The sequence below is a fragment of the Enorma phocaeensis genome (assembly GCF_900186505.1).
Taxonomy (GTDB): Bacteria; Actinomycetota; Coriobacteriia; order Coriobacteriales; family Coriobacteriaceae; genus Enorma; species Enorma phocaeensis.
The window spans coordinates 511,347-536,373 of the sequence record NZ_LT891970.1; the positions used below are offsets into that span (position 1 = coordinate 511,347).

The window sequence follows — 25,027 nt, forward strand, 5'->3', positions numbered from 1 at the left end:
CCGTGGCAAGAAGTCGCAGACGGGTACCGACAGGCGACGTTCCTCACCCGTTCGCACCGCCGCGCGTGCCGTTCACCGGCGCATGATACAACCCCATACAACTCGCTTGACCGCCGCTTGCCGCCCTTCCTAGAATCGAGCTGACCGGCCGCAAGGCCGGATCGCGCAGCTAGGAGGTACCTACATGAAGATCACGAACGCGCAGGTATTCATCGACGGATCGTTCCACGAGCTCGAGGTGCGATGCTGCGACGGCACGATCGCCGCCATCGGCGAGCACATCGACGACCCCGACGTCTTAGATGCAGCCGGCGCCTACCTCTACCCCGGCGGCGTCGACACGCATATCCACGGCGGATTCGGTCGGTCGTTCTACGAGAACGGCCTCGTGGATTACCTTGGCCACGGCGAGGAGCAGGTCCGCGAAATCTGCGAGCGCCTTCCGCGAACCGGCGTGACCTCCGTCGTCGCAACACTCGGCGCAGATTCCTCGCTCGAAAACCTCGGCTACTCCACACGCTGCATCCGTTCCGTGCGCCGAGAGATCGCAGAGGGAACCACCACCGGCGCCGATCCCTTCCTGCTGCACTATGAGGGTCCGTTCACCAATCCCGACCAGCACACCTGCTACAATCCCGAGTTCACCCAGCTTCCCACCCGCGAGAACACGCTCATCATGACCGACGGCGACCTCTCCGACGTCGCGCTCATCAACGTCGCTCCCGAGGCACCGGGCGCCATGGACTGGATTCGCTGGGTCACCGGCGAGGGCGTCCATGCCGAGGTCTGCTACACGCAATGCACGAGCGACCAGGTACGCGAGGCAGCGGACAACGGCCTCGACCAGACGTCGCACTTGTACAACTGCTTCCAGGCCATGCACCACCGCATCAACGGCCCGGTCATCGGCGCACTGCTCGACGACCGCATCAAGGTGCAGCTTACCTGCGACAACCACCATGTCGCCTCGGACTGGATCAAACTCGCCATACGGCTCAAGGGCATCGGGCACTGCTATGGCATCACCGACATGACCTGCATGTCCGGGCTGCCCGAAGGACGCCATACCATGCCGTACTACGGCTCGATCGTGGTGGAAAACGGAACCGTCACCGCCGAGGACGGCACCATCTGCGGCGGTGACAACACATGGGACAAGATCCTGAAGCTCTGCCGTGACGGCATCGGCCTCTCGCACGAGGACACCGCGAGCCTGTATTTCGAGAGCCCCTGCGCATGCCTGGGCATCACGGACCGCGGCAAGATCGAAGTCGGGCGTCGCGCGGACCTCGTGATCATGGACCGCGACTTCCATGTACTGCACACGCTCATCAAGGGAGAAACGGTGTATACGGCAGCGTAACCTGAGCAGGGCAGGGTGCATCGCCGTCATGACACGGTGCGACGCATATATTGAGCGAATGGGTTTTTCTTCCCATTCGCTCGAAATATGTATACATCTCTGAAGCTTCGCGTGGGAGCTGCTTTCTCATGTAAGTCATCTACCTGCGACTATATTGGCAGATTGATTTGTGAGCCCATTCGACCATATTTTGCGCAGTAAAAAAGCGCTCAGAATTTCATCGAATGGGGCGTCGAGGACACTCGACGTACAAATGATTCCCGAATGGGCATAGCACTGTCATTTGTTATGCAAATGATGATCAAAAGGGCAGGGTGCCGCCGGTCGAGGTACAAATGATGGCCGAATGACACAGCTGATGTTCATCGCGCAAAAGGTCGCCAAGCGAACCGGGCTACATCAAGCACCATACTCCATGCGCCACATGCCATGCAAAAGGGCGCCGTACCTGGAAAAGGGCGACGTGCCTGGAGACGCGCGCAATGGCGCGTGCAGCCGGCAGCGCCGCCCACCTTGCAAGCTTATTCAGCCGCGTCTACGCCTTCACCCAGGCGCTCGGCGACGGCGGCCACAGCGTTATCGCTCACGGCGCCGCATGCAGTACATGATCCACTGGCAATGCCAGCACCAGTGCCAGCTCCTACGCCCGCCGCATGCCCGGCGTCGTCGCCGTGATACGGACGGAACTTGCTGTCGTCCATATCCATCGCGAGCGGCTTCACGCTCTCCATGGTGAAGCCCTTGCCGGCGCGCAGGTTCTCCTTGGCCACGCTGATCATGAGCTTGATGCGGTTGAGCTGGTTCACCTCCGAGGCACCCGGGTCGTAGTCCACGGCAACGATGTTGCTCTCGGGATGCTGGCGGCGCAGCTCCTTGATCACGGCCTTTCCCACCACGTGGTTGGGCAGGCATGCGAACGGCTGCGTGCAGATGATGTTCGGCGCGCCATGGTCGATGAGGTCGAGCATCTCAGCCGTGAGCAGCCAGCCCTCGCCCATGTTGTTGCAGAGCGACAGCACCTGCGTGGCCTTCTCAGCCATGACGCTGATGGGCTCGGGCCGCTCGAAGCGCACGCTCTGCTCGAGCAGCTCGTCCACGGGCTTGCGCATCCAGTCGACCAGCCCGATCACGGCATCCATCGTGGCACGCGATGCAGCCGAGCTGCCCAGCTCGTCCTTCTGCACCTTGGCGTTCGACATGGAGTACAGGAAGAAGTCCAGCAGACCCGGCACCACGGCCTCGCAGCCCTCGGCCTCGATGACCTCGACCACGTGGTTGTTCGCCGTGGGGTGGAACTTGACGAGGATCTCGCCCACCACGCCCACGCGCGGCTTGGTCCCCTCTCCCACAAGCGGCATGGTGTCGAACGCGTGGATGGCCTCGCGCGAAAGCTTGGTGAAGCTACGGCGCGTGAACTTGGGCGCAAGCTCGCGCGCACGCTCCATGTACTCCTCGAAGAGCGCGTTGGCGGCACCTGGCGTGGCTTCGTACGGACGCGTGCGATAGAGCATCTGCATCATCACGTCGCCGAAGAGCACACAGTACACGGCGGCCTTGAGAAGGTTCGGCGTGAGCTTGAAACCGGGATTCTGCTCGTCGAGCTTCACCGCCGCCAAGCTGATCACGGGCACCTGGGGGTTTCCGCTCTCGCGCAGGGCCTTGCGGATGAGCGCGATGTAGTTGGTGGCGCGGCAGCCGCCGCCCGTCTGGCTGATGATCACGGCGGTGCGGTTGAGGTCGTACTTACCGCTCTCGATGGCCTCCATGATCTGACCGGTCACGAGAATCGAGGGGTAGCAGATGTCGTTGTTCACGTAGCGCAGGCCTGCCTCCACGGCGCCGCGATCGGTGGAGGGCAGCAGCACGAAGTTGTAGCCCGCCGCCTTCATGACCTCTTTGACCAAATCGAAGTGGATGGGCGCCATCTGCGGGCAGAGGATGGTGTAACCCTCCTTGCGCATCTCCTCGGTGAACTGCACCTTGGGAAACGCCGCCGAGTTGGCGCGGCGCTGCGCCGAGAGCGCGTACTTATGCGTGGCGAAGGCCGGGGCGTCCTCACTCGGAGCCACGGGGGCGGCGTCGCCCTGCTCGAATGCGCGACCAGCAGCCGCAGCCTCAGCGGCGCGCTCGGCCTCCTGGTCTTTGAGCGCCGCCATGAGCGAGCGGATGCGGATGCGCGCCGCGCCCAGGTTTGAGACCTCGTCGATCTTGAGCACGGTGTAGATCTTGCCGGAGCCCTCGAGGATCTCCTGCACCTGGTCGGTAGTGAGCGCGTCCAGTCCGCAGCCGAACGAGTTGAGCTGGATGAGGTCGAGGTCGTTGCGGAGCGTCACGAGCTTGGCCGCGCGGTACAGACGGCTGTGGAACATCCACTGGTCGACCACGCGAATGGGACGGTCGGGCTTCACCAGGTGCGCCACCGAATCCTCGGTGAGCACCGCGAAACCGAAGCTCGTGATGAGCTCGGGCAGGGCGTGGTTGATCTCGGGATCGTTATGGTACGGGCGCCCGGCGAGCACGATGCCATGGCCGCCGTGCTCCTCGATCCAGCGGATGGTCTCCTCGCCCATCTCCTGGATCTGGCGATGGAAGCGCGCGTCCTCCTCATAGGCGGCGTTCACCGCGGCGTCGATCTCGGAACGGGTGATCTTGGGTCCGCGCACGCGGCCGCGGCCCTCCTCCGCATCCTGCACGCGCTCGACAGCGATGAGCTCATACAGGCGACGCTTAAGCTCGATCTTGTCGTGATACGGCACGAAGGGATACATGAACTCGACGTTCTTGCTGGCGATCTCGTCGATGTTCAAGCCGAGCGCCGTGGGGTAGCTCATGACGATGGGGCAGTTATAGCAGTTACCCGCCGCCGGGTCCTCCTTGCGCTCCCAGCGGATGCACGGCATCCAGATGAAGTCCACATCCTTGTCGATGAGGTTCATCACGTGGCCGTGGCTGAGCTTGGCCGGATAGCACACGGACTCGGACGGCATGGACTCGATGCCCGCGTCGTAGGTCTTCTTGCTCGAGTCGTCCGAGAGCACCACGCGGAAGCCGAGCTTGGTGAAGAACGCATGCCAGAACGGATAGTTCTCATACATGTTGAGAGCACGCGGGATGCCCACGGTGCCGCGCGGGGCGTCCTCCTCCGCGCGCACGGGGCGGTTGAAGAGCAGGTCGTTCTTGGCGGCGAAGAGGTTCGGAACCTCCTTCTTCTTGGCGTGGTTGCCAGCACCCTTCTCGCAGCGGTTGCCCGTGATGAAGCGACGACCGCCGCCGAAGTCGTTGATGGTGAGCTGGCAGTTGTTGGAGCAACGACCGCAGCGCGCGTGGCGCTGGGTCACGGTGAGCTCGGCGATCTCATCGGCGGAGAGGATGGTCGAGATGCCCTCGGCGCCAGCGCGGTCGCGCGCGAGCAGGGCCGCACCGTAGGCGCCCATGCAGCCGGCGATGTCCGGGCGCACGGCGTTCACGCCGGTGAGGAGCTCGAAGGCACGCAGCGTCGCGTCGCTCATGAAGGTGCCGCCCTGGACGATCACCTGGGTGCCGATCTCCTTGGGATCGCGCAGCTTGATGACCTTGAAAAGCGCGTTCTTGATGACGGAGTAGGACAGGCCGGCCGCGATGTCGCCTACCGTGGCACCTTCCTTCTGCGCCTGCTTCACGCGGGAGTTCATAAAGACGGTGCAGCGGCTGCCGAGGTCGACGGGCTGCGCCGCGCCGATCGCCTCGCGGGCGAACTCCTCGACGCCCATGTCCATGGACACGGCGAAGCTCTCGATGAAGGATCCGCAGCCCGAAGAGCAGGCCTCGTTGAGCATGATGTGCTCGATGACGCCGTCGGCAACACGAAGGCACTTCATGTCCTGGCCGCCGATATCCAAGATGAACTGCACACCGGGCAAGAACGCCTTGGCGCCGCGGAGGTGGGCGACGGTCTCGATCTCGCCCGAGTCGGCCTTGAGCGCTTCGATGAGGAGCGCCTCGCCATAGCCCGTGGTGGTCACATGGCCGATGGCGCAGCCCGCGGGAATGTGCGCGTAGAAGTCGGCCATGATGGTCTTTGCCGTACCCAGGATGTCGCCGTTGTTGTTGCCGTACCAAGTGTGGAGGAGCTGACCGTCCTCGCCCACCATCGCGGCCTTCATGGTGGTGGAGCCGGCGTCCAGGCCGATGAACACGCGGCCCTGATAGCCCGCGAGCTCGCCGCGCGGCACGACCTCCCGGTCGTGGCGGGTCTTGAACTCCTGGTAGTCCTCGGGCGTGGCGAAGAGCGGGTCCAGGCGCGCCACTTCCGAGCCCTGGGTGTCGCCGAGTGCATCGATGGCGGCGATGAGCTCAGGGAACGTTGCGGTTTTGTTGGACTCGTGCGCCATGGCCGCGCCGCTCGCCACGAAGAGGTGCGCGTTCTCGGGGACGATGCGGTGCTCCTCGTCGAGCTCGAGCGTGAGGTAGAAGCGCTTGCGCAGCTCGGAGAGGTACTGCAGCGGGCCGCCGAGGAAGGCGACGTTGCCGCGGATGGGGCGACCACACGCCAGGCCGGAGATGGTCTGCGTCACCACGGCCTGGAAGATGGATGCGGCCACGTCCTCCTGGCGCGCGCCCTCGTTCAAAAGCGGCTGCACGTCGGACTTGGCAAACACGCCGCAGCGGCTCGCGATGGGGTAGATGGTGGTAGCGCCTCGGGCAAGCTCGTTTAGACCGGAAGCATCGGTGTGCAGGAGCGTGGCCATCTGGTCGATGAACGCACCCGTGCCGCCGGCGCAGGTGCCGTTCATGCGCTGCTCGATGCCCTGGTCGAAGTAGATGATCTTGGCATCCTCACCGCCGAGTTCGATGGCAACATCCGTCTGCGGGATCATGGTCTCCACGGCGCGCTTGCTCGCGATGACCTCCTGCACGAACTCAAGACCGAGCCATTGCGACAGGAGCAGACCACCGGAGCCCGTGATGGCGCAGGTCATCTGCGCCTCGGGCAATAGTCCGGCAGCCCCCACGAACAGGTCGCGGGCGCAGGCGCGTACGTCGGTGTGGTGGCGCTGGTACTTGGCGTAGACGATCTGGTTCTCGTCGTTGAGCACGGCGAGCTTCACCGTGGTGGATCCCACGTCGATGCCGAGATGAAGGTCGCCCGTCGCAGCCTCGGGGTTCCAGATGGCACCCTCGGGAACAACGCCCTGCTTAATCTCGTCGTTCATAGTCAGTTCTCCTCGTTCTCAAACTGCAAGCTCATCAGTTTCATGCCGTATTCAGGTACGTTGATATCAATCGGCATGCCATATAGATCGCCGGGACGGACGAAGGCGATAACGGTCATGATGCGCGCCATCGTCTCGGGGCTCTCCTTGAGCCCGTTGGCGAACCAACGCTGCACAACACCGATCTCGGCGGAAACAACGTAGGTGAGGTAATAGTCGAAAAACGTGCCCAGCGCGCCGGGGAAGATCCCCATCTTCATGCGTTCGGCAAGCGTCTCGCGCGCGAGCTCCATGAGCCGCTGCGCAAAGGCGGGATCGCCACTCGGCCCCAGAAGCGCACCGATAACGTCGCTGTCGCGCTTGAGGTAGGCGAGCAGCTCGACCGTACCCGGCGCAGGCTCCAGCTCATCGATACTGTGATAAAGCGCCGCGAGGTCGCGAGCGGCAATCCCGGCGATGAGCTCACGGATCTTGTCAAAGATGTCGCCTTCGACCCGCTCGATGAAGTCAGGTATATCGCGGTAGTGGGTGTAGAACGTGCGGCGCGAGGTACCGGCGCGCTCGGCGAGCGCCGCCACCGTCACCCGCGTGAGGTCCTCACCTGCATTGAGCTCGTCGGCAAGCGCTTGACGAAGCAGATGCTGGCTGCGCAAGCTCCTCCGGTCGCTCTTCGCCGCGGCTCCGCTCAAAAGAGGCATGTGCGGTCCGTTTCACGTCTGATGAAGGCCCATTCCTTCACTCGGCGTGTATTATTGCACACAGCGTGAAACATCATTCAGTCGCCGCAGGGTATCCACAACTGTCAGGAATCCCTTACGCAGCGCTGTGGAAAGAGCGTCGTTCACTACCCGCTGCGCCACCACAGCCCACAGCGAACGTTGGAAGCAGCTCGATAAATCTGCGGGCAGGAAATAGACGGACGAGGCCTCTCGCAGGGCGCCTTTCGTCTATTTTCTGCCCGCGATTCACGCAGGCGCTGCGCAACGCGAGCGACTGCAACTCGTACCGAACAGACCATGGCAAACACGGACGAATGAAAGAAGGCCGGAGCACTCACTGTGCACCGGCCCTCCGCAAAGAAGAGCTTCCGCGTATCCGAATGCTCGCCATGCAGGGCATATGCTGGATGCAGAACGCAGCATGCCTGCCAGCCGGAAGGCAAGACGAGCACCGGGAACGAGCCCAGAAGCGTTACGCGGGCAGCATCGCGAGCACGTCGCTCACGATCGCCTTGACATTCATCGTGCCAAAATCCTGCGGTTTAATCACGTAGATCGGCATATCGGGACCTGCGGCCTTGCGAATGGTGTCCTCCGAGAAGCGCACATGCGGGCCAAGCAGAACAGCGGAGACGCCTTCGAGGCTGGATTCCGCTTCGGCAATCGCCGTCGCGGCAACCTTGACGTCCAATCCGCGTGCAGCGGTCTCCTCCTCGAGCTTCACCGCGAGCAGGCTCGTCGTCATGCCTGCATAGCAGCACAGCATCCACTTCATAGCATGATCCTCCCTTGTCTCATAAGCGCCCCGCAGCGTGCGCTGCGGGGCGCATTTGATGGCTTATACCCGCCGTTACGCTTCAGCGGGCTCCGGTGCCGTCTCGGCCTCCTCGGCGAGCTTGTTGCGCTCATGCGCCTTGAAGAACGGATAGTACACCAACAGGTTTATGACGATCAGCACTACGATGAGCACGACCGCACGGATATCCATCGTAGAGAGGAACGCACCAATGGGCGCGGGCACGTTCCATCCCGGATAGGCGAACGGCTTGTTCACGAGGCCGATGGCCATCGCGCCGTAGGTGATTCCGGCGTTGAGCACCATGTTGAGGATCGACGGGATGAACATGAGCGGGTTGTACATCACGGGCAGGCCGAAGATGATCGGCTCATTCACGCCAAAGCACACCGGCACGATGCCGAGCTTGCCGATAGCACTGACCTGCTTGGAACGGCTGCGCAGGCACAGCAGGGCGAGGGCGAGCGTGGCGCCGTTGCCGCCGATGGTCATAAAGTACCAGATGAACGGCGGGGTAACGGTATAGGGCAGCGCCGTGGCGGCAACGCCTGCCGCGTACGCATGCATGTTGGCCTCGAGATTGGCGTATTCGAAGGCGCTCAGCGGACTCGTGAGCACGGAGTCGTGGATGCCGAACCAGAAGAAGAACGGCATGAGGAATCCGATGAGCATAATACCGCCGGGACTGTTGACGGCACCGACGAGCGGCGAAACGATCGTCGCAATGAGGTTAGCGAGCGGCGCGGCAGTGAGCTCAAGGGCAACAGCGCCGACCACGCCGACGACCAGAAGCACGATTGCCGCAGGCGTGAGATGCGCCATCGAGTCACTCAGGGCGGGAGGAACCATACCAGGCAGATTGATGCGGCCTACGTTGCGGTCACAGAGGAACCGGTAGAACTCGAGCGACAAGATCGATATCACGATGGCGCAGAACAGGCCCGTGCCGCCAAAGTAACCGGTGGTGAAGGCGCCCTCGACATCAAGTGCGCCCGTGGCGAAGAAGCACGCGGTGGAGAGCGCGACTGGCAGGTAAGAATTCATCTTGTAGTGACGCGACAGGAAGAATGCAAGGCCTGCCGACACCCAGATGGCCAGGCAACCCGTCGTCACCATGTTGATGATGATGAACGGCAGGTACAGGAAGTCTGCCAGCGCCGCCCATCCCTGCATGAACGACTGGGCGAACCCGGGCTCCATGGTCGTGTAGTCCATGGGCGGCGAGATGATCACGAGGACCATCGAGCCGATCGTCATGAACGGAATCAGCGTCAGGAACGTGCTCTGGATCGCCTGGATGTAGCGGTTGGCTCCGAGCCTACCCGCGACCGGGGCGATGCTCTTCTCGACCCAGGAAGTAAATTTCTCCATTCCTACTCCTCCTTTTCCAATTGAGCGATGTAGTCCCGATACCAGTAGTAACTATCCTTAGGGATGCGCGCGTTGCCGTGGTCGTAGTCGATATAGACCAGGCCATAACGCTTGGCATAGCCGTTGATCCAGCTATACACATCCATCGTCGACCAGACGTAGTAGCCGCGCACGTCCACGCCCTCGTCGCGCGCCTTGAGCATCCAGTCGACGAACCCCTGAAGGAACTCGATGCGATACGGGTCGTGGACGGTGCCGTCCTCTTCGAGGACGTCCTTGTAACCCATACCGTTTTCGGTGATGTAGTACGTCGTTCCCGGGTACAGCTCCTCAAGCCTCTTGAGGAGGTTGTACAGGGACTTGGGATAGAGCTCCATGTCCCAGTCGTTCTTGGGAACGGAATCGTCGCGGTCGAGTTCGAACCAGCCTTTGACCACCGCCGTGGAGCGATCGCCCTTCTTGCCGGTATTGCTCGCCTTGAGGCAGGTCTCACCGGTGGTATAGGGCTTCACGAGGTAGCGCGAGTAGGCGTTCACACCCAGATAGTCGACCGTGCCGGCACGGAAGATCTCCTCGTCGCCGGGAAGGGCGTAGCTGCGGTCGCACCCATCGGCTACGATGCGATCGACGAAGCCTTGCGGCATGGTGCCGAGGATGCACGTGTCGTTGACGCAGCGGTTGTAGAAGTACTCGGCGTTCTCCTGCGCCTCTCTGTAGGCAGGCGTGTCTTCCAGGATCTCGATGGAGTACGAGTCGCTCACCAGGCCGATTTGGCCTTGGTAGCCGCCTTCGCGGAAGATGCGCACCGCCATCGCGCTCGCGAGCAGCAGATGGTACATCGCACACCAGCGGCGGCTAAGATCCTGCACATTGGGCGGATAGTTGCCCACTGCATAGCAGCACTGGGTCTCGTAGTTGGGCTCGTTGATGGTAGCCCACAGCTTCACGCGGTCGCCAAAGCGATCGAAGCACACCTTCGCGTAGGCGGCGTATGCATCACAGGTCTCGCGATTCTCCCAGCCGCCGCGCTCGAAAAGCGTCTGCGGCAGGTCGTAGTGGTAGAGCGTGACGAGCGGTTCGATACCGTGCTCGAGGCAGCAATCGATGAGGCGGTTGTAGAACGCGACGCCCTCTTCGTTGGCCTCGCCCACGCCACCAGGGATGATGCGAGTCCATGCAATGGAGAAGCGGTAGGTGTTCTGCCCTCCCTCCGCCATCATCCGGATGTCCTCTTCAAAGCGATGGTAATGATCGCAGGTGACATCAGCGTTGACGGGATTCACGATGTTCTTGTCGCTATGGCAGAACGCGTCCCAGTTAGAAAGACCCTTGCCGCCTTCCTGCCAAGCCCCTTCGCACTGATAGGCAGCCGTCGCGCTTCCCCAGAGAAACTTACTTGGCATCACGCACCTCCCTAAGCTCCCGATACACCTCGATGAGCTCCTTGGCAACGCGCTCGAATACGATGGTGGTCATCAGGTGGTCCTGAGCATGAACGAGAAGCAGGCTGAACTCGATCTCCTCGCCAGTAACCTCGCAGCGCAGCAGGTCCGTCTGCGAGTTATGGGCTTCGATGATTTCAGCGTCACCAGCCTTGATCTCGCGATCAACAGCCTCGAAGTCACCCTCGCGAGCGAACTTGATCGCCTCGGTGAAATGCGCTGTCGCCTCGCCGACATGAGCTACCAGCTGAAACGACATCATCTGAACCGCTTCCTTGTCCACGGGCCCACCTCCTTCCTTGTCCGAATCCCATCCAACATCGAGTTCTCGATGCTTGGAATGTATGACATGGAGACTGTGCAGGCCCAGTCGGTGATGGCGGGGGGTCCCGCCAAACCCGCTTTGCATACTTAGCCGCTATCGGTCAGCATTCTATTCAGACTGGATGCTTCTCATTTGATATTCATTCAGGATTATGCATACTTGTTCTGGTTGAAAGGGGCTGAATGCTGAGCGAGAGACAGAGGCAGATCCTCTCGGTCATCCGTGCCGCGAACGGCCCCGTCACCGGTGCCGAGATCGCGCTGGAGCTCGGCATCTCCGTGCGCACCGTCCAGCGAGAAATCTCCCAGATCAACCGCTCAGGAATCGAGATCCAAAGCTCTTACCGGGGCTATCGAATCAAACCCTCCTCGCTCAACAGCACCTGGATCGGAGAAGCGAAAGCCGCTCAACCGGGATCGGAGGGCACGCCGATCGACCACACGCTCCTGAAGGCGCTCACTCAAAACGATGACCCCGTTGACATCGATGACCTATCCGAAGCCCTCTTTGTGAGCACACCGGTACTCGAGCGCAGCGTTCGCCGCCTGCGCCCTGAGCTTGCGCGCTTCAATCTAGAACTCACCCGTAGGCGCAACAAGCTCCGCATCGAGGGACGCGAAGCAGACAAGCGCGCGCTCATAGGTCAGCTCCTCGTGGAGGAGGCGACGAATTCGTTTTCCACATGGGACCGACTCGCAGCATACTTCGAGGATCTGGATATCGATGCCCTGAAGCGCATCGTCCTCGAAGCGGTAGATGCGCAGGGTTACCGGATTAAAACCGGTTACACGCAAAACCTCATCGCCAACATGGCCGTAGCGCTCTACCGCATGCGCTCGAATTCCTACATCACCGAGCATGCCGATCAGGGCGACCGCGACGATGCCGTGCACATCATCGCCCGCGATATCTGCCGCGAGTGCTCCGAACGCCGCCGCATTGCCCCCGATACCGGCGACATCGACTATCTCGCATCGTTGCTAACCGGTCAGATCGAGCCGAAGGAGCATTCCGCCGACGCTGCCCACGGCCTCGAGATGTCCGAGCTTGTAAGCACCGTAGAGCGCATCGCCAACGAGGTGTTCGATGCCTTCCAGCTACATATCGGGTTCACGCAATCGTTGTACAACTTCTCGATGCACGTCAAGGCGCTGATCGAGCGTACCGAGGCGGTACAGATCACCGATACCGGGATCCTGGAAAACGTGAAGATGAACTGTCCGTTCGTCTACGAACTCGCACTGCTCATCTCAAAGAAGCTCGCGGATGCCTTCGGCATCGAGATCACCGACGGCGAGACCGGCTTCATCTGCATCCATGTCGGCTTGCTGATCGAGAACATGACAGCCGAGCGCAAGGTGCGCATCGTCCTCATGTGCGACCGCTACCAGGGAATCTCCGAGCGCATCCGCGATGAGATCGAGCGGCGCTTCACCGACGTGGCGACCGTCTCGGAGTGCGATGAACTTGATCTGGACACCGATATGCTTGAGCAGGCGGATCTCGTTGTTACGACGCGAAACAGGCCACTTGCCCTACGCAACGTCGTGTTCGTCTCGCCGTTCTTCACGCCGTCCGATTACCTCAAGATAGAGAATGCCGTAGGTATATGCCTGCGCGAGCGAAACGCTGAGCGAACGAAGGCGCTCTTGGAGCCATTCTTCGACGAGCGGCTGTTCACCCGTCGCGACATTCCCACCCAAGACGAGGCGATCCGCTTCCTCGGCAGGGAGCTCGTCGAGCTCGGCATTGTCGATGAGACCTTCATCGCTTCCGTTTTTATGCGGGAAGAGATGTCGCCAACGTCGTTCTTCGGGCTGTTCGCCATACCCCACGCCCTGGAAATGAGTGCCGCGCGCACCATGGTCGCCGTATTGCTCAGCGAGCGCGGCGTCAAATGGGGCAACGAGACGGTGCACATCGTACTGATGATCGCCGTTTGCCGCGAAGACCGGAAACGCTTCATGGAGATCTACGATACCGTGGTGCGGTCGCTTTGCGACAAGCAGCGCGCCCATCGTCTCGCCGAAGCGACGACGCTCAGCGATTTTCTGGAGCGCCTGGTCTACGACTAACGGCTGGTACCCACCTGAACACCGCGCATCACAGCGGCTTCCTCGTCGGCGAGGGTCGCAAGCCTGCGAACGACCTCGCGCATCTCCCCTTCGGACGTGCGCGGATGGATCGCGCAGATGCGCAGCACCTTCTTACCGCCGATTTCGGTAGTGAAGATGCCTGCATAACCGCTCGCGAGCATGCGCTGGGACACGCGCTGGTTGAGCTCGTCGAGCGCTGCCGCATCGAGCCCATCCGGACAGAAGCGAAACGTGCACATGGCCATCTGCGCCGGTGTGACCACCTCGGCACCGGGCGTGCGGCGCAGCTCGTCCTCGGCCCAACGAGCCAGATCGAAGCCATGCTCGATGGAGCGCGCCATGCCCTCGGAACCCATGACCTGCAACGTAAACCACAGCTTGATGCCGCGTGCGGGACGCGTGAGTTCGGGGCTGAGCTCCCAAGGGTTGATGAGCGCATCTTCTGCCGCCGACTCCTCGAGGTCCTTCAGGTACTCGGGATGCGTGGCAAAGCTACGCAGCAGGTCTCGGGCATCGCGCACCAGCACCATGCCGCACGAATACGTTTGGAAAAGCCATTTATGGGCGTCCCAGGTGAGCGAATCAGCGAGCTCGATACCGTCGAGCATGTCGCGATAGCGCGTGAGCAGAACCGACGCCCCAAACGCGCCGTCGACGTGCATCCACAGGTCATGCGCGTCGCAGATGCCGGCGATTTCACGGAGCGGATCGACCGCGCCGGTGTTGGTGGTGCCTGCCGTGGCGATCACGAGGAAGGGACGCAGGCCAGCCTGCTCATCGGCTGTAATCGCGCGCTCAAGCTCGTCAACGCGCATCCTCATGCCCTCGTCCACCGGAATCTTGCGAATGCGCGCATCGGGCACCCCGATCATGTGGAGGCCCTTGGCGGCGGAGCTGTGCGTCTGCTCGGAGATGTAGGCAACGCCGTCGCCCCATCGGTCCTGGGGCAGCCTCGCGTCGCGCGCGGCGATCGAAGCGGTCATGTTCGCCATGGAACCGCCCGACGTGAAAACGCCGGTCGCCGTCTGCGGGAATCCCGCCTGATCGCAAAGCCAGCGCAGCAGCACCTGCTCGGCACGACAACCCGCCGGATAGTTGGCCACCCCGCCGGCATGGCGGTTGTAGCCCGAGGCGATCATGTCGCCGAGCCACGATACCGCCGAGGTGGGACCGGGCACCATGCCCATGAAACGGGCGTGGTCGCAGTTGTAGCCGTACCCGATCACGTCATGCTCCATGTCGAGCACGACGTCTTCGAGGGGACGCCCCTCTGCAGGGATCCCCATGGCCTCGACCTCCCGTAGCACCTCCTCGTCGACCTGGTCGATCACAGGCCCCTCGGAGAGCCGGCGATTGCGTTCGAACAGGTCGCATACGAAGCGCACCGCAGCGCGCTCGACGTCTTGCTCCATATCGTTTTTTCGGGTATACACAGCGCATCCTCTCCCCGGTTCAGCAACGCCCCTCGCTCATCGACAATGCTGCCACGGCGCGCGGTATTTGTATAATTGATAGTATGCATAGGGCGATAATTGTTCCTTATGTCGTAGAACGGCACGGAGCGCGATGTCGCTGAGCGGAAGGGGCAGGCAGTGGAGATCCGGGCGCTCGAGACCTTCCTCAAAATCGTCGAGTGCGGCAGCTTCTCGCAAGCAGCCGCAAAGCTCGGCTACTCTCAACCTACCGTCACCATGCAGGTCAAGCAGCTGGAACGCGAACTCGGAGCTCGCTTGTTCGATCGCATTCCCCATGGCGTGCGCCTCACCGATGAAGGCCGGCGATTTAGCTTCCACGCCAACGAGGTACTGAGCGCAGCCGAGCGAGCCGCCGACGCCGTACGCCCTAGCAGCGCTGCAGGCGGCCGTGAGCTGGTAGGGACGCTGCGCATCGGAGGCGTCGAATCGGTCTCCACGGCACTCTTACCCGATGTGCTCGCCGCCTTCGCACGCGAGCACCCCCATGTAAGGCTCGAGGTGCGCGCAACACGCGGAGATTACCTTGCGGAGCTTGCGCGCGCCAACGAGATCGACCTCTTCTACACGCTCGATCGCAAACTCGCCCTAAGAGGGTTCGAACGCAGCCTCATACGCGCAGAAGACATCGTCTTCGCCGCGAAACCCGACGTCTGCTCCTGCCAGAAACCGCTTGAGCCGTCAGAACTCGCGCGCCTTCCCTTTGTGCTCACCGAGCGCGGCGAGAGCTATCGCTCCGAGCTTGACCGAGCGCTTGCCGAGCATGATTGCAGCATCGAACCCGTGATTGAAGCGGGAAACACCGAGACGCTCGTCCATTTGGCGGAGCGGGGCGTGGGCATCGCGTTCCTTCCACGCTACGCCGTCGAAAACTCGTTCGCCGCGAGGACGCTCGAGCCCGTACCGACCGCGCTCGAGCCGGTGCGCATGTGGGTCCAGTCGTTCCGACACCGCGAGAAGTGGGTGACGCCCGCGATGGCAGCTTTCGCCGAGCTTGCGGAGCGCATGCTCGGCGAAAGCGGGATGCAACGCGACGAGGGCGGCGCAGCTTAAGCAAGTCTCGGGATTCGCGCGGGCGACGCAAACGCGACCAGGGTGGCGCCGGGGTCAACGCGGATGGCGCAAGACGCGGCTAGCATGCTCGGCACGGGGAATACTGGGAACAGCGAGTAAAGGAGGCCGCCATGCCCATCGTTGCCGCGTTCGCCGTTCCGCATCCACCTCTCATCATCCCCGCCGTCGGCGGCGATCGCGTGAGCGAGATACAAGCGACGGTCGACGCGTATGCCGAGGTGGGACGCCGCATTGCCGCACTCGACCCCGACACGCTCGTGATCTCGAGTCCGCACACGGCGATGTACCTCGACTACCTGCACATCGCCCCGGGCAGCGGCGCACGCGGCAACTTTGCCCGCTTCGGTGCGCCCGAGGTGGGCTATACCGCAACCTATGACGAGCCCTTCGTCGACGAGCTGGCGTGCGTCGCATCCGCCGAGGAGCTCCCAGCTGGAACGCTCGGCGAACGCGAACGCGACCTCGACTGGGGCGTGCTCGTACCGCTCCACTTCGTCGCGCGCGGATACGGGCTCGTCGACGATCGCGGTGTACCGCAGGGCACATCGGAGGACCGCGGCGGAGCCCAAGGGCGGTACGTGCGCCTCCCCTGCCGCGTGGTACGGCTTGGCATCGCGGGCCTGTCCCCCGCCATCCACTACCGCTTGGGGCAGCTCGTGCAGCAAGTTGCCGCTAAGCTCGGCCGGCGCGTGGTCTATATCGCATCGGGCGACCTCTCGCACAAACTCACTGCCGACGGCCCTTATGGCTACGCTCCGGAAGGCCCCGCGTTCGACCAGCTCGTTTGCAAGGCGTTCGAACAGGGGGATTTCTTGAGCCTGCTTGCCGCGGACCCCGCGCTCTGCGAGCGAGCAGCCGAATGCGGGCTGCGATCGTTCCAGATCATGGCCGGAGCGCTCGATCGCACGGAGGTCGCTCCGGAGCTGCTGAGCTACGAGGGGCCGTTCGGCGTGGGCTATGGCATCGCCGCCTTCATACCGCAAGGTACCGAAGGCGCTTGCTCCGAGCGCGCGCTAGATGAGCGCTACGCCGCCTGGCACGAGGAGCACCTGGCGGCAACGCGCGCTGCCGAGCATCCGCTCGTGCGCATCGCGCGGTACTCGCTCGAATCGTTCGTGCGCGACGGAGTACGCATCAACGGTGCGCATGACCTGCCCGCGGATCTTCTCGGCAATCTACCCGATGAGATCGCCTGCGGAAAACAGGGGGCGTTCGTCTCGCTTAAGAAAGACGGGCAGCTGCGTGGCTGCATCGGAACGATCTTGCCCACGCGCGAGAGCCTCGTCGAAGAGGTCTGCGCCAACGCTGTGAGCGCGGGCTGCCGCGATTCGCGCTTCGACCCCGTGACCACCGCCGAGCTACCCGAGCTCATCTACGACGTCGACGTGCTCTCAGCGCCGGAGCCCATCATGGGGCCTTCGGAGCTCGACCCCGCCCGCTACGGCGTGATCGTGAGCGCCCCAAGCGGGCGGCGCGGCTTGCTCCTCCCCAACCTCGACGGCATAGACACCGTGGCGGAGCAGCTGAGGATCGCTGCGCGCAAGGGTGGCATCGACCTAAACGAACCCGGCGTCTCGCTCGAGCGCTTTACCGTGACGAGGTACCTATGATGCCTGCCGCGAACACGGGCGCAGAGCAGCCTGCTGCGTACATGGAGGGCGGAAACACGGCGCCATCCGCTGAAAGCGCAGGCGCGACCGCGACCTGCCCCGTGTGCCCCCACCACTGCCGGCTCAAACTCGGTCAGCTCGGTCGCTGCCGGGCGCGTCGCAATATCGACGGAACGGTGATGACGGAGTCCTACGGACGTGTTACCTCGCTCGCGCTCGACCCGATCGAGAAGAAACCGCTCGCCCGCTTCATGCCGGGCACACTGGTGGTTTCGCTCGGAAGCTATGGGTGCAACCTAACGTGCCCCTTCTGCCAGAACCATGAAATCGCCCAGGTAGGCGCAAGCGAGGTTGCTTGGCGCACCATCGATCCTGCAGAACTTGTAGAGCTTGCCGAGCAGGCCCGGACACGAGACCCGCGGATCGCGGGCATTGCCTACACCTACAACGAGCCCCTGGTGGGCTGGGAATACGTTCGCGACTGCGCGCTGCTCGCGCACGAGCGCGGCCTGGTAAACGTCCTCGTATCGAACGGCTGCGCCGAGGCGCCCGTGCTCGACGCACTCGATGGCCTTATCGATGCGGCGAACATCGATCTCAAGGGTTTCGATCCCGCAGCATACCGGGCTCTCGGCGGGGATGCGGGCGCCTTCCGTTGCGCACGCGCCACGATTGAGCGGCTCGCCTGCGACCCCACCTGCCACCTTGAGGTCACCACGCTCGTCGTTCCCGGCATGAACGACACCGACGCCGATATCGCCGCGTGCGCCCGATGGCTCGCCGCGCTCGACGAGGGCCGCGGCAGCCGCGATATCGCCTATCACGTGTCTCGCTTCTTCCCCCGTTGGCGCATGCTTGACCGCAGTCCCACGCCGGTCACCGACGTCTACCGCCTAGCCGATGTGGCGCATCGCTACCTGGACCATGTTTACACCGGGAACTGCTGACCCCGCCATGCGCCGACACCGCGGCTTTCACCGCGCGCTCCGCGCTACCCCATTCGCCCGCGTGCTCCGCGCTACCCCATTCGTTCACGCACTTCGTCCTGCCCTGCTCGCCCGCGCGCTTCGTCCCGCCCTGTTCGCCCGCGCGCTCCGCACCGCCTCGTACTCCCGCGCTATACTTTGACCCGTTACGGAGCACGGGATCTGAGACAGGAGTCCGCGATGGCGATTGACAAGGTAAGGGCATTCATGCGCGAGCACGGTATGGAGGATCGCATCATGGAGTTCGACGTATCGAGCGCCACGGTCGATCTCGCCGCGGAAGCCGTAGGCTGCGCGCCCGAGCGCATCGCCAAGACCCTTTCGTTCCACATAGGCGATCGTGTGGCGCTCGTCGTTGCCGCCGGAGATGCGCGCATCGATAACCCCAAGTTCAAGGCCCAATTCCACAGCAAGGCCAAGATGCTCAAAGCCGACGAGGCGGAACCGCTCATCGGTCACGCAGTCGGCGGTGTGTGCCCCTTTGCCGTGAACGAGGGCTGCGACGTTTACCTTGACGCCTCGCTCAAGCGCTTCGACACGGTCTTCCCGGCATGTGGCAGCGCCAACAGCGCCATCGAGCTCGCGCCCGCCGAGCTCGAGGAGCTCTGCGCGCCCTGCACCTGGGTGAACGTCTGCAAGCTACCGGAAGCGTAGCGGCGACGGAACATTCTCGCCCCGATCATAACGACGGGCAATCGATGATCGACGAGCAGCTCTGCTAATCGACGGGCTGAGCTGTCGATCAACGGCTAAGGTGCTGATCGACAACCTGAACCGATAAACGCCGGGCAGGATTTAGCAAGAGAACCCGCTCGGAGGGGCCTCCTCTTGCTAAATCTTGCCCGCAGATTATTCTCAGGAAACTTAGCGCGGACGGGAAACCGGAAGCGGGCAGATTTCGCCGATGCTTTGCCGGCGCTTTGCCGACGCTCCGCCAATGCTTTGCCGACACTCCGCCGCCGGCTTGACGTTCCGGGGCGCACATCGATGCCAAAGAGAACGCCGTGAAGGCTGCAGACGCACAGCCCACACGGCGTTGTTCTTGCTAGCCTTCTCGTCGCGTCATAGCCACAAGAAAGCAGACCGCCAGAGCAGCCCTTTCCAGGGAGTCAGAGCAGCCCTGCTCCAAAATGACCAGTTACTTCTTGATCCAGCTGAACATGGAGCGAATCTTCTCGCCGGTCTTCTCGATCTCATGCTCGTTGATCTTCTCGCGCTGCTCGAGGAGCCACTTATGGCCGTTGTTGCAGTCATCGACGAACTCCTGCGCGAAGCTGCCGTCCTGGATGCGGGCAAGCAGCTCCTTCATGGCGGCACGGCTTTCCGCATTGATGATCTTGGGGCCAGCGTAGTACTCGCCGTACTCGGCTGTGTTGGAGATGGAGTAGTTCATGAAGTGGATGCCGCTCTCATACATGAGGTCCACGATCATCTTCATCTCGTGGTAGCACTCGAAGTACGCGAGCTCGGGCGGATACCCGGCCTCGGTCAGGGTCTCGAAGCCAGCCTTCACCAACTCGACCAGGCCGCCGCAGAGCACCGCCTGCTCGCCGAAGAGGTCCTCTTCGGTCTCCTCCTTGAAGGTGGCCTTGATGATGCCCGAGCGGGCGCCGCCCACCCCCCAGCAATACGCGAGCGCGATGTCCCAAGCATTGCCGGTGGCGTCCTGCGCCACGCAGGCCAGATCCGGCACGCCGGAGCCCTCGGTGTACTGGCGGCGCACGATGTGGCCGGGGCCCTTAGGAGCGCACATGATGACGTTCACGTCCTCCGGCGGCACGATGTAGCCGTAGTGGATGTTGAAGCCGTGCGCGAAGACGAGCGTGTTGCCCGGCTTGAGGTGGGCCTTGATGTGCTCCTCGTAGACCTTGGGCTGGTTCTCATCGGGGACGAGGATCATGATGAGATCGGCTTCCTCGGCAGCTTCATCCATGGAGCAGACCTTGAGGCCGGCCTCACGTGCCTTCTCGGCGGACTTGGAGCCCTCGCGCAGGCCAACGCGCACGTCGCAGCCCGAGTCGAGCAGGTTGAGCGCATGGGCGTGCCCCTGCGAGCCATAGCCGATGATTGCGACCTTCATGCCCTGGATGATCTCGGGCTTGCAGTCGCTCTCGTAGTAGATCGTAACAGCCATGTTCTTTCTCCTTTGGGTTCGTGGCTGATGGTACCTTGTTTGCGCAGCGATGATAAAAAGGTGTCAGACACCAAATTATCATCCACGGGCAGGGGGTCTAGCTGCTCCGCGACATCGCGATCTTGCCGGTTCGCGTGATCTGCCGAAGCCCGTAGCCGCGGAAGAGATCCTCCATCGCATCAAGCTTGCTCGCCGTGCCGGTCGCCTCGACGGTGAGCGTGTTCTTGCCCACGTCGACGATCTTCGCGCGGAAGATGTTTGCGATCTCGATGATCTCGTGCCGACGGTCGGCGGGTGCGGAGACCTTGAACAGCACGAGCTCGCGCTCGATGGCGTCCTCATGCGTCATGTCGGAAATCTTGTAGACGCTCACGAGCTTGTGCAGCTGCTTGGTGATCTGCTCGTAGGCGATCTCGTCCGCCTCGACGATGATGGTCATACGGCTCATGGTCACGTCTTCGGTGGGCGCGACGGTGAGCGAATCGATGTTGAACCCGCGGCGGCTGATCATGCCGGTCACGCGGGAGAGCACGCCGGGCTTGTTCTCTACGAGCACGGAGAGGATGTACTGCATCTCACTCGCCTCCCTTCTGGGGCATGGCCTGCGCAGCGGCGTCTTCTCCATCAAATGATAAAAAGGTGTCTGACACCAAATTATCACGGGCGATGCCGGCGACGCGCAGCGACGGGTCGCTCTCGTCGAGCGGCAGCGGTTCCGCAACGGACCCTGCCATCTCGCCCGCCGGGCTCATGCCTTTCTCCGTCACGCGCACGCCGCCGAGCGTCACGTCGATCGCGCCGATGATGTCGTCGATCGCCGCGCCGGGTGCCACCATGGGGTACACGGTCTGTGCCGTGGGAATCACCACGTCGAGCAGGTACGGCCCCGTGGCAGCGAGCATGCGGTCGAGTGCCGCGTCGATCTCGTCCGGCCGCGTGATGCGCTCCGCCTGCCAGCCATATGCCTCGGCAAGCTTCACGAAATCCGGGTTCGCGGTGAACTCCGTGCAGCTATAGCGCTCGTCATAGAAGAGCCGCTGCCACTGGTGCACCATACCGAGCGCGTTGTTGTCGATGACGAGCACCTTCACCGCGACGCCGTTGCCGATGGCCGTCGCCATCTCCTGGATGTTCATCTGCAGGCTGCCGTCGCCCGCGATACACACCACCTGCGCGTCCGGCCGGCCGATCTTCGCACCGATCGCCGCCGGGAAGCCGAAGCCCATGGTTCCCAGGCCACCGGAGGAAAGAAACGTCCGCGACTCCTCGCGATGCACGTGCTGGTGAGCCCACATCTGGTGCTGGCCCACTTCGGTCGTCACGACGCTCGCATGCGGGTCGAGCTTGTTCGAAAGCGCCTCGAGCACCTGCTCCGGGGCGATGCGATCGGGGTAATCGGCGAAATCCTCGGTATAGAACGGCCAGCGCTCGCGCCATGCGAACACGGTCTCCACCCAATCGGCGTCCTGCGGCGTCGCCTCCACGCGGTCAAGTCGCTCGTTGATGGCAGCCACAATCACCTGCGCGTCTCCCACGATGGGCACGCGGGGGTTGCGCACCTTGCCGATCTCGGCTGGGTCGATGTCGATGTGGATGACCGTCGCATGCGGGGCGAATTCCGAAAGCTTGCCCGTCACGCGGTCCGAGAAGCGTGCGCCCACGGCGATGAGCAGGTCGCACTCGGTCACGGCCATGTTGGCGTACTTGGAGCCGTGCATGCCCACGGGACCCAAGTTGAGCGGGTTCGAGCACGGCACGGCCGCCTTGCCCAGCAGCGTGGTGACCACGGGAATCTGCATCTTCTCTGCGAGCTCCACGACCTCGTCGCACGCGTGACTGCTCACCACGCCGCCGCCCGCCATGAGAAGCGGCCGCTTGGCTTGGCGGATGAGCTCGACCGCCTGCTTCACCTGCTTCGCGTTGCCGCGATACGTAGGCCGATAGCTGGGGATGTTCACGGAATCGGGGTAATGGAACACCATCTGCGCGCCGGCGAGGTCGCTGGGGATGTCGATGAGCACGGGGCCGGGGCGCCCGGTCGAGGCGATGTAGAACGCCTCGCGGAACGTGCGCGTGAGGTCGTCCGTGGACTGCAGCAGGAAGCTGTGCTTCACCACGGGCATGGTGATGCCCACGATATCCGCCTCTTGGAAGGCGTCCGTGCCGATAACCCCGCGCGTGACCTGGCCGGTGATGACCACGAGCGGCACGGAGTCCATGTACGCCGTCGCGATGCCCGTCACCGTGTTCGTGGCGCCGGGGCCGCTCGTGACGAGCGCCACACCCACGCGGCCGGTCGCGCGCGCATAGCCGTCGGCCTCGTGCACGGCACCTTGCTCGTGGCGGGCGAGGATGTGGTGGATCTTCGTGGAGTCGTAGAGCGCGTCGTAGATCTTGATGGCCTGGCCGCCGGGATAGCCGAAGAGCACGTCCACGCCCTCGGCCTCAAGCGAGGCGATGACCGCCTGCGCGCCGGTCATGGTCGCGCCCTCGTGCGGGGCGCGGCTGCCCGGGCCGAACGGTTTGCCGCTCATGGCCCGCTCCTTCATGGCGAGGCGCTCCTCGCGCGTGACGGGCGTGGCGGTTTTGCCGAAAACCGCGCTCGCACACTGGTGCTGGCGGATGTCGTCGGGCATGTCGGGCGTGCGCGGGCTGCCGGCGAGCGGCTGGGCGGGCGCGGGGGTGGCTGCGGGCGCGCTGGCCGTCGCGGCAACCGTCGCGGCCGGGTTGTTCTGCATCTTATCCGTCATGAGAGATATGCCCCCTTATCTGCGCTGCTCACGAGCTTGGCGTAGCGCGAAAGCACGCCCGTGGTGTACTTTGGCGCGGGCGGCTGCCACGCGGCGCGGCGGCTGGCCAGCTCCTCGTCCGAAAGGCGCACGTCAAGCGTGCCCTCATTGATATCGATGTCGATGATGTCGCCCTCCTGCACGAGCGCGATGGGACCGCCGGCCGCGGCTTCGGGCGAAACGTGACCGATGCACGGACCCTTGGAGGCGCCGGAGAAGCGGCCGTCGGTGATGAGCGCCACGAAGCTTGCGAGCCCCATGCCGCAGATGGCCGAGGTGGGCGTGAGCATCTCGCGCATACCCGGACCGCCGGCCGGTCCCTCGTAGCGGATGACCACCACGTCGCCGGGATTGATCTTGCCGCCGAAGATGGCCTCGCACGCGGCTTCCTCGCTATCGAACACGCGCGCGGGTCCGGAGTGCACGTACATGGCGGGGTCGCAGGCGCTCTTCTTCACCACGCCGCAATCGGGCGCGAGGTTGCCCTGCATGACCTTGAGACCGCCCTGCGCGCTGTAGGCGTTTGCCACCTCGCGCACGATCTCGCCGTCGGCCTGCGGGCACGCGGCAATCCAGTCCTTCATGCACCCATGGCAGGTGCAGGCGTCCTCGCGCAGCAGCCCCGCACGCCCCAGCACGCCCAAGATGGCGGAGATGCCGCCCACGGTGTTCAGATCCTCGATGTGCAGGGGGCCTGCCGGCGCGATGCGCACGATATTCGGCGTACGGGCGGAAATCTCGTCCCAATCTTGCATCGTCACGGGGCAGCCCGCCGCATGCGCGATGGCCGTGAGGTGGAGCATCGTGTTCGTGGAGCCGCCGAAGGCCATGTCGAGCACCATGCCGTTGTAGATGGACGCCTCGTTCAGGATGTCGAGCGCCGTGATGCCCTTCTCGACGAGCTCCATGACCTGCATGCCCGTCTGCTTGGCGAGGCGGATGCGCTCGGAGTAGACGGCGGGCACCGTGCCGTTGCCGGGGAGCGCGAGGCCGAGCGCCTCGGCCAGGCAGCAGATGGAGTTCGCCGTGAACATGCCGGAGCAGCTGCCGCACGTGGGACAGGCGGTGTTCTCGAGCCACGCGCACTCCTCCGGCGTCATGGTGCCGGCCGTGACCTGGCCGACGGCGTCGAAGAGCGTGTTCAGGTCCGTCTGGCAGCCGCGGCGATCGCGACCGGCGAGCATGGGGCCGCCGGAGACGAGCATGGTGGGAATATTGAGGCGCGCCGCAGCGATGAGCATGCCGGGCACGATCTTGTCGCAGCTCGGGATGAGCACCATCGCGTCGAACTGGTGACCCTGGATGGCGCACTCGACGCTGTCCGCGATGACCTCGCGCGAGGTGAGGCTGTAGTGCATGCCCTCGTGGTTCATCGCGATGCCGTCGCACACGCCGATGGTGTTGATCTGCAGCGGGGTGCCGCCAGCCATGCGTATGCCGGCCTTCACGGCATCGGCGATCTGCTGGAGATGAAGGTGTCCGGGGATGACCTCGTTTTGCGCGGAGACGACGGCGACGAGCGGGCGTTCGAGCTCTTCGTCGGTAAGGCCGTCTGCCTTGAGCAGGCTCCGGTGGGGTGCGCGGGCAAGCCCCTTCTTCACGGCATCGCTTCGCAGCTGCATGTGCTCCCTCGCTTTCCTTGTGGCCGCCGGCGGGCG

General features: G+C 63.4%; 17 protein-coding genes. 6 read left to right on the forward strand and 11 right to left on the reverse strand.

The window, feature by feature from the left end; genetic code table 11:
• Nucleotides 1–184 precede the first annotated feature (184 nt).
• Entirely contained in the window at nt 185–1,363 is a 1,179-nt protein-coding gene (locus tag C1717_RS08480; protein WP_102372758.1) for an amidohydrolase family protein, read from the forward strand.
• 521 nt (nt 1,364–1,884) lie between these two features.
• Here the strand turns inward: C1717_RS08480 and C1717_RS08485 are convergent.
• The 6 genes from C1717_RS08485 to C1717_RS08510 all read right to left on the reverse strand — a co-directional run bounded on the left by C1717_RS08485 (nt 1,885) and on the right by C1717_RS08510 (nt 11,166).
• On the reverse strand, nt 1,885–6,555 hold the full coding sequence (locus C1717_RS08485; RefSeq protein ID WP_102372759.1) for a 2-hydroxyacyl-CoA dehydratase: 4,671 nt from the start codon (nt 6,553–6,555) through the stop codon (nt 1,885–1,887).
• A gap of 2 nt (nt 6,556–6,557) precedes the next feature.
• Complete coding sequence (locus C1717_RS08490; RefSeq protein WP_102372760.1) at nt 6,558–7,253, reverse strand: TetR/AcrR family transcriptional regulator; 696 nt, start codon at nt 7,251–7,253, stop codon at nt 6,558–6,560.
• Between the two features lie 493 nt (nt 7,254–7,746).
• Entirely contained in the window at nt 7,747–8,049 is a 303-nt protein-coding gene (locus C1717_RS08495) for a PTS sugar transporter subunit IIB (RefSeq protein WP_102372761.1), read from the reverse strand.
• A 75-nt stretch (nt 8,050–8,124) separates the two neighbouring features.
• Nucleotides 8,125–9,441 (reverse strand): PTS sugar transporter subunit IIC, encoded by a 1,317-nt coding sequence (locus C1717_RS08500; protein ID WP_102372762.1) that lies wholly within the window; start codon nt 9,439–9,441, stop codon nt 8,125–8,127.
• Between the two features lie 2 nt (nt 9,442–9,443).
• Nucleotides 9,444–10,844: a glycoside hydrolase family 1 protein gene (locus C1717_RS08505; RefSeq protein WP_102372763.1), complete on the reverse strand. Its 1,401-nt coding sequence runs from the start codon at nt 10,842–10,844 to the stop codon at nt 9,444–9,446.
• Nucleotides 10,834–11,166 carry a PTS lactose/cellobiose transporter subunit IIA gene (locus C1717_RS08510; RefSeq protein WP_102372764.1) on the reverse strand — a complete coding sequence of 111 codons (333 nt, stop codon included), beginning with the start codon at nt 11,164–11,166 and terminating at the stop codon, nt 10,834–10,836. Before C1717_RS08510 ends, C1717_RS08505 begins: the two co-directional genes overlap by 11 nt.
• A 224-nt stretch (nt 11,167–11,390) precedes the next feature.
• Here C1717_RS08510 and C1717_RS08515 point away from each other — a divergent pair, with 224 nt between their 5' ends.
• Nucleotides 11,391–13,283 carry a BglG family transcription antiterminator gene (locus C1717_RS08515; protein ID WP_102372765.1) on the forward strand — a complete coding sequence of 631 codons (1,893 nt, stop codon included), beginning with the start codon at nt 11,391–11,393 and terminating at the stop codon, nt 13,281–13,283.
• On the opposite strand, the gene C1717_RS08520 is transcribed toward C1717_RS08515, so the two are convergent.
• Nucleotides 13,280–14,737 carry a pyridoxal phosphate-dependent decarboxylase family protein gene (locus C1717_RS08520; protein ID WP_219722302.1) on the reverse strand — a complete coding sequence of 486 codons (1,458 nt, stop codon included), beginning with the start codon at nt 14,735–14,737 and terminating at the stop codon, nt 13,280–13,282. The two genes, C1717_RS08515 and C1717_RS08520, sit on opposite strands and share 4 nt — an antisense overlap.
• A gap of 159 nt (nt 14,738–14,896) precedes the next feature.
• On the opposite strand from C1717_RS08520, the gene C1717_RS08525 reads away from it, so the two are divergent.
• The 4 genes from C1717_RS08525 (at nt 14,897) to C1717_RS08540 (ending at nt 19,100) form a co-directional block, all read left to right on the forward strand.
• Nucleotides 14,897–15,829 (forward strand): LysR family transcriptional regulator, encoded by a 933-nt coding sequence (locus tag C1717_RS08525; protein WP_102372767.1) that lies wholly within the window; start codon nt 14,897–14,899, stop codon nt 15,827–15,829.
• A 131-nt stretch (nt 15,830–15,960) separates the two neighbouring features.
• Nucleotides 15,961–17,460: an AmmeMemoRadiSam system protein A gene (gene amrA / locus C1717_RS08530; protein ID WP_102372768.1), complete on the forward strand. Its 1,500-nt coding sequence runs from the start codon at nt 15,961–15,963 to the stop codon at nt 17,458–17,460.
• Nucleotides 17,460–18,407 carry an AmmeMemoRadiSam system radical SAM enzyme gene (amrS, locus tag C1717_RS08535; protein ID WP_245859583.1) on the forward strand — a complete coding sequence of 316 codons (948 nt, stop codon included), beginning with the start codon at nt 17,460–17,462 and terminating at the stop codon, nt 18,405–18,407. Before amrA ends, amrS begins: the two co-directional genes overlap by 1 nt.
• 219 nt (nt 18,408–18,626) lie before the next feature.
• Complete coding sequence (locus C1717_RS08540) at nt 18,627–19,100, forward strand: YbaK/EbsC family protein (RefSeq protein ID WP_102372769.1); 474 nt, start codon at nt 18,627–18,629, stop codon at nt 19,098–19,100.
• A 484-nt stretch (nt 19,101–19,584) separates the two neighbouring features.
• Here C1717_RS08540 and ilvC read toward each other — a convergent pair whose 3' ends face one another.
• The 4 genes from ilvC to ilvD are packed head-to-tail and all read right to left on the reverse strand — an operon-like array spanning nt 19,585 to nt 24,991.
• On the reverse strand, nt 19,585–20,634 hold the full coding sequence (ilvC, locus tag C1717_RS08545; protein ID WP_425430944.1) for a ketol-acid reductoisomerase: 1,050 nt from the start codon (nt 20,632–20,634) through the stop codon (nt 19,585–19,587).
• Nucleotides 20,635–20,677: 43 nt separating this feature from the next.
• Nucleotides 20,678–21,154, reverse strand: coding sequence for an acetolactate synthase small subunit (ilvN, locus tag C1717_RS08550; RefSeq protein WP_019239805.1), 477 nt, complete (start codon nt 21,152–21,154; stop codon nt 20,678–20,680).
• 1 nt (nt 21,155) lies between these two features.
• On the reverse strand, nt 21,156–23,330 hold the full coding sequence (gene ilvB / locus C1717_RS08555; protein WP_342745805.1) for a biosynthetic-type acetolactate synthase large subunit: 2,175 nt from the start codon (nt 23,328–23,330) through the stop codon (nt 21,156–21,158).
• On the reverse strand, nt 23,327–24,991 hold the full coding sequence (gene ilvD / locus C1717_RS08560; RefSeq protein WP_102372771.1) for a dihydroxy-acid dehydratase: 1,665 nt from the start codon (nt 24,989–24,991) through the stop codon (nt 23,327–23,329). Before ilvD ends, ilvB begins: the two co-directional genes overlap by 4 nt.
• Between the last annotated feature and the right edge of the window lie 36 nt (nt 24,992–25,027).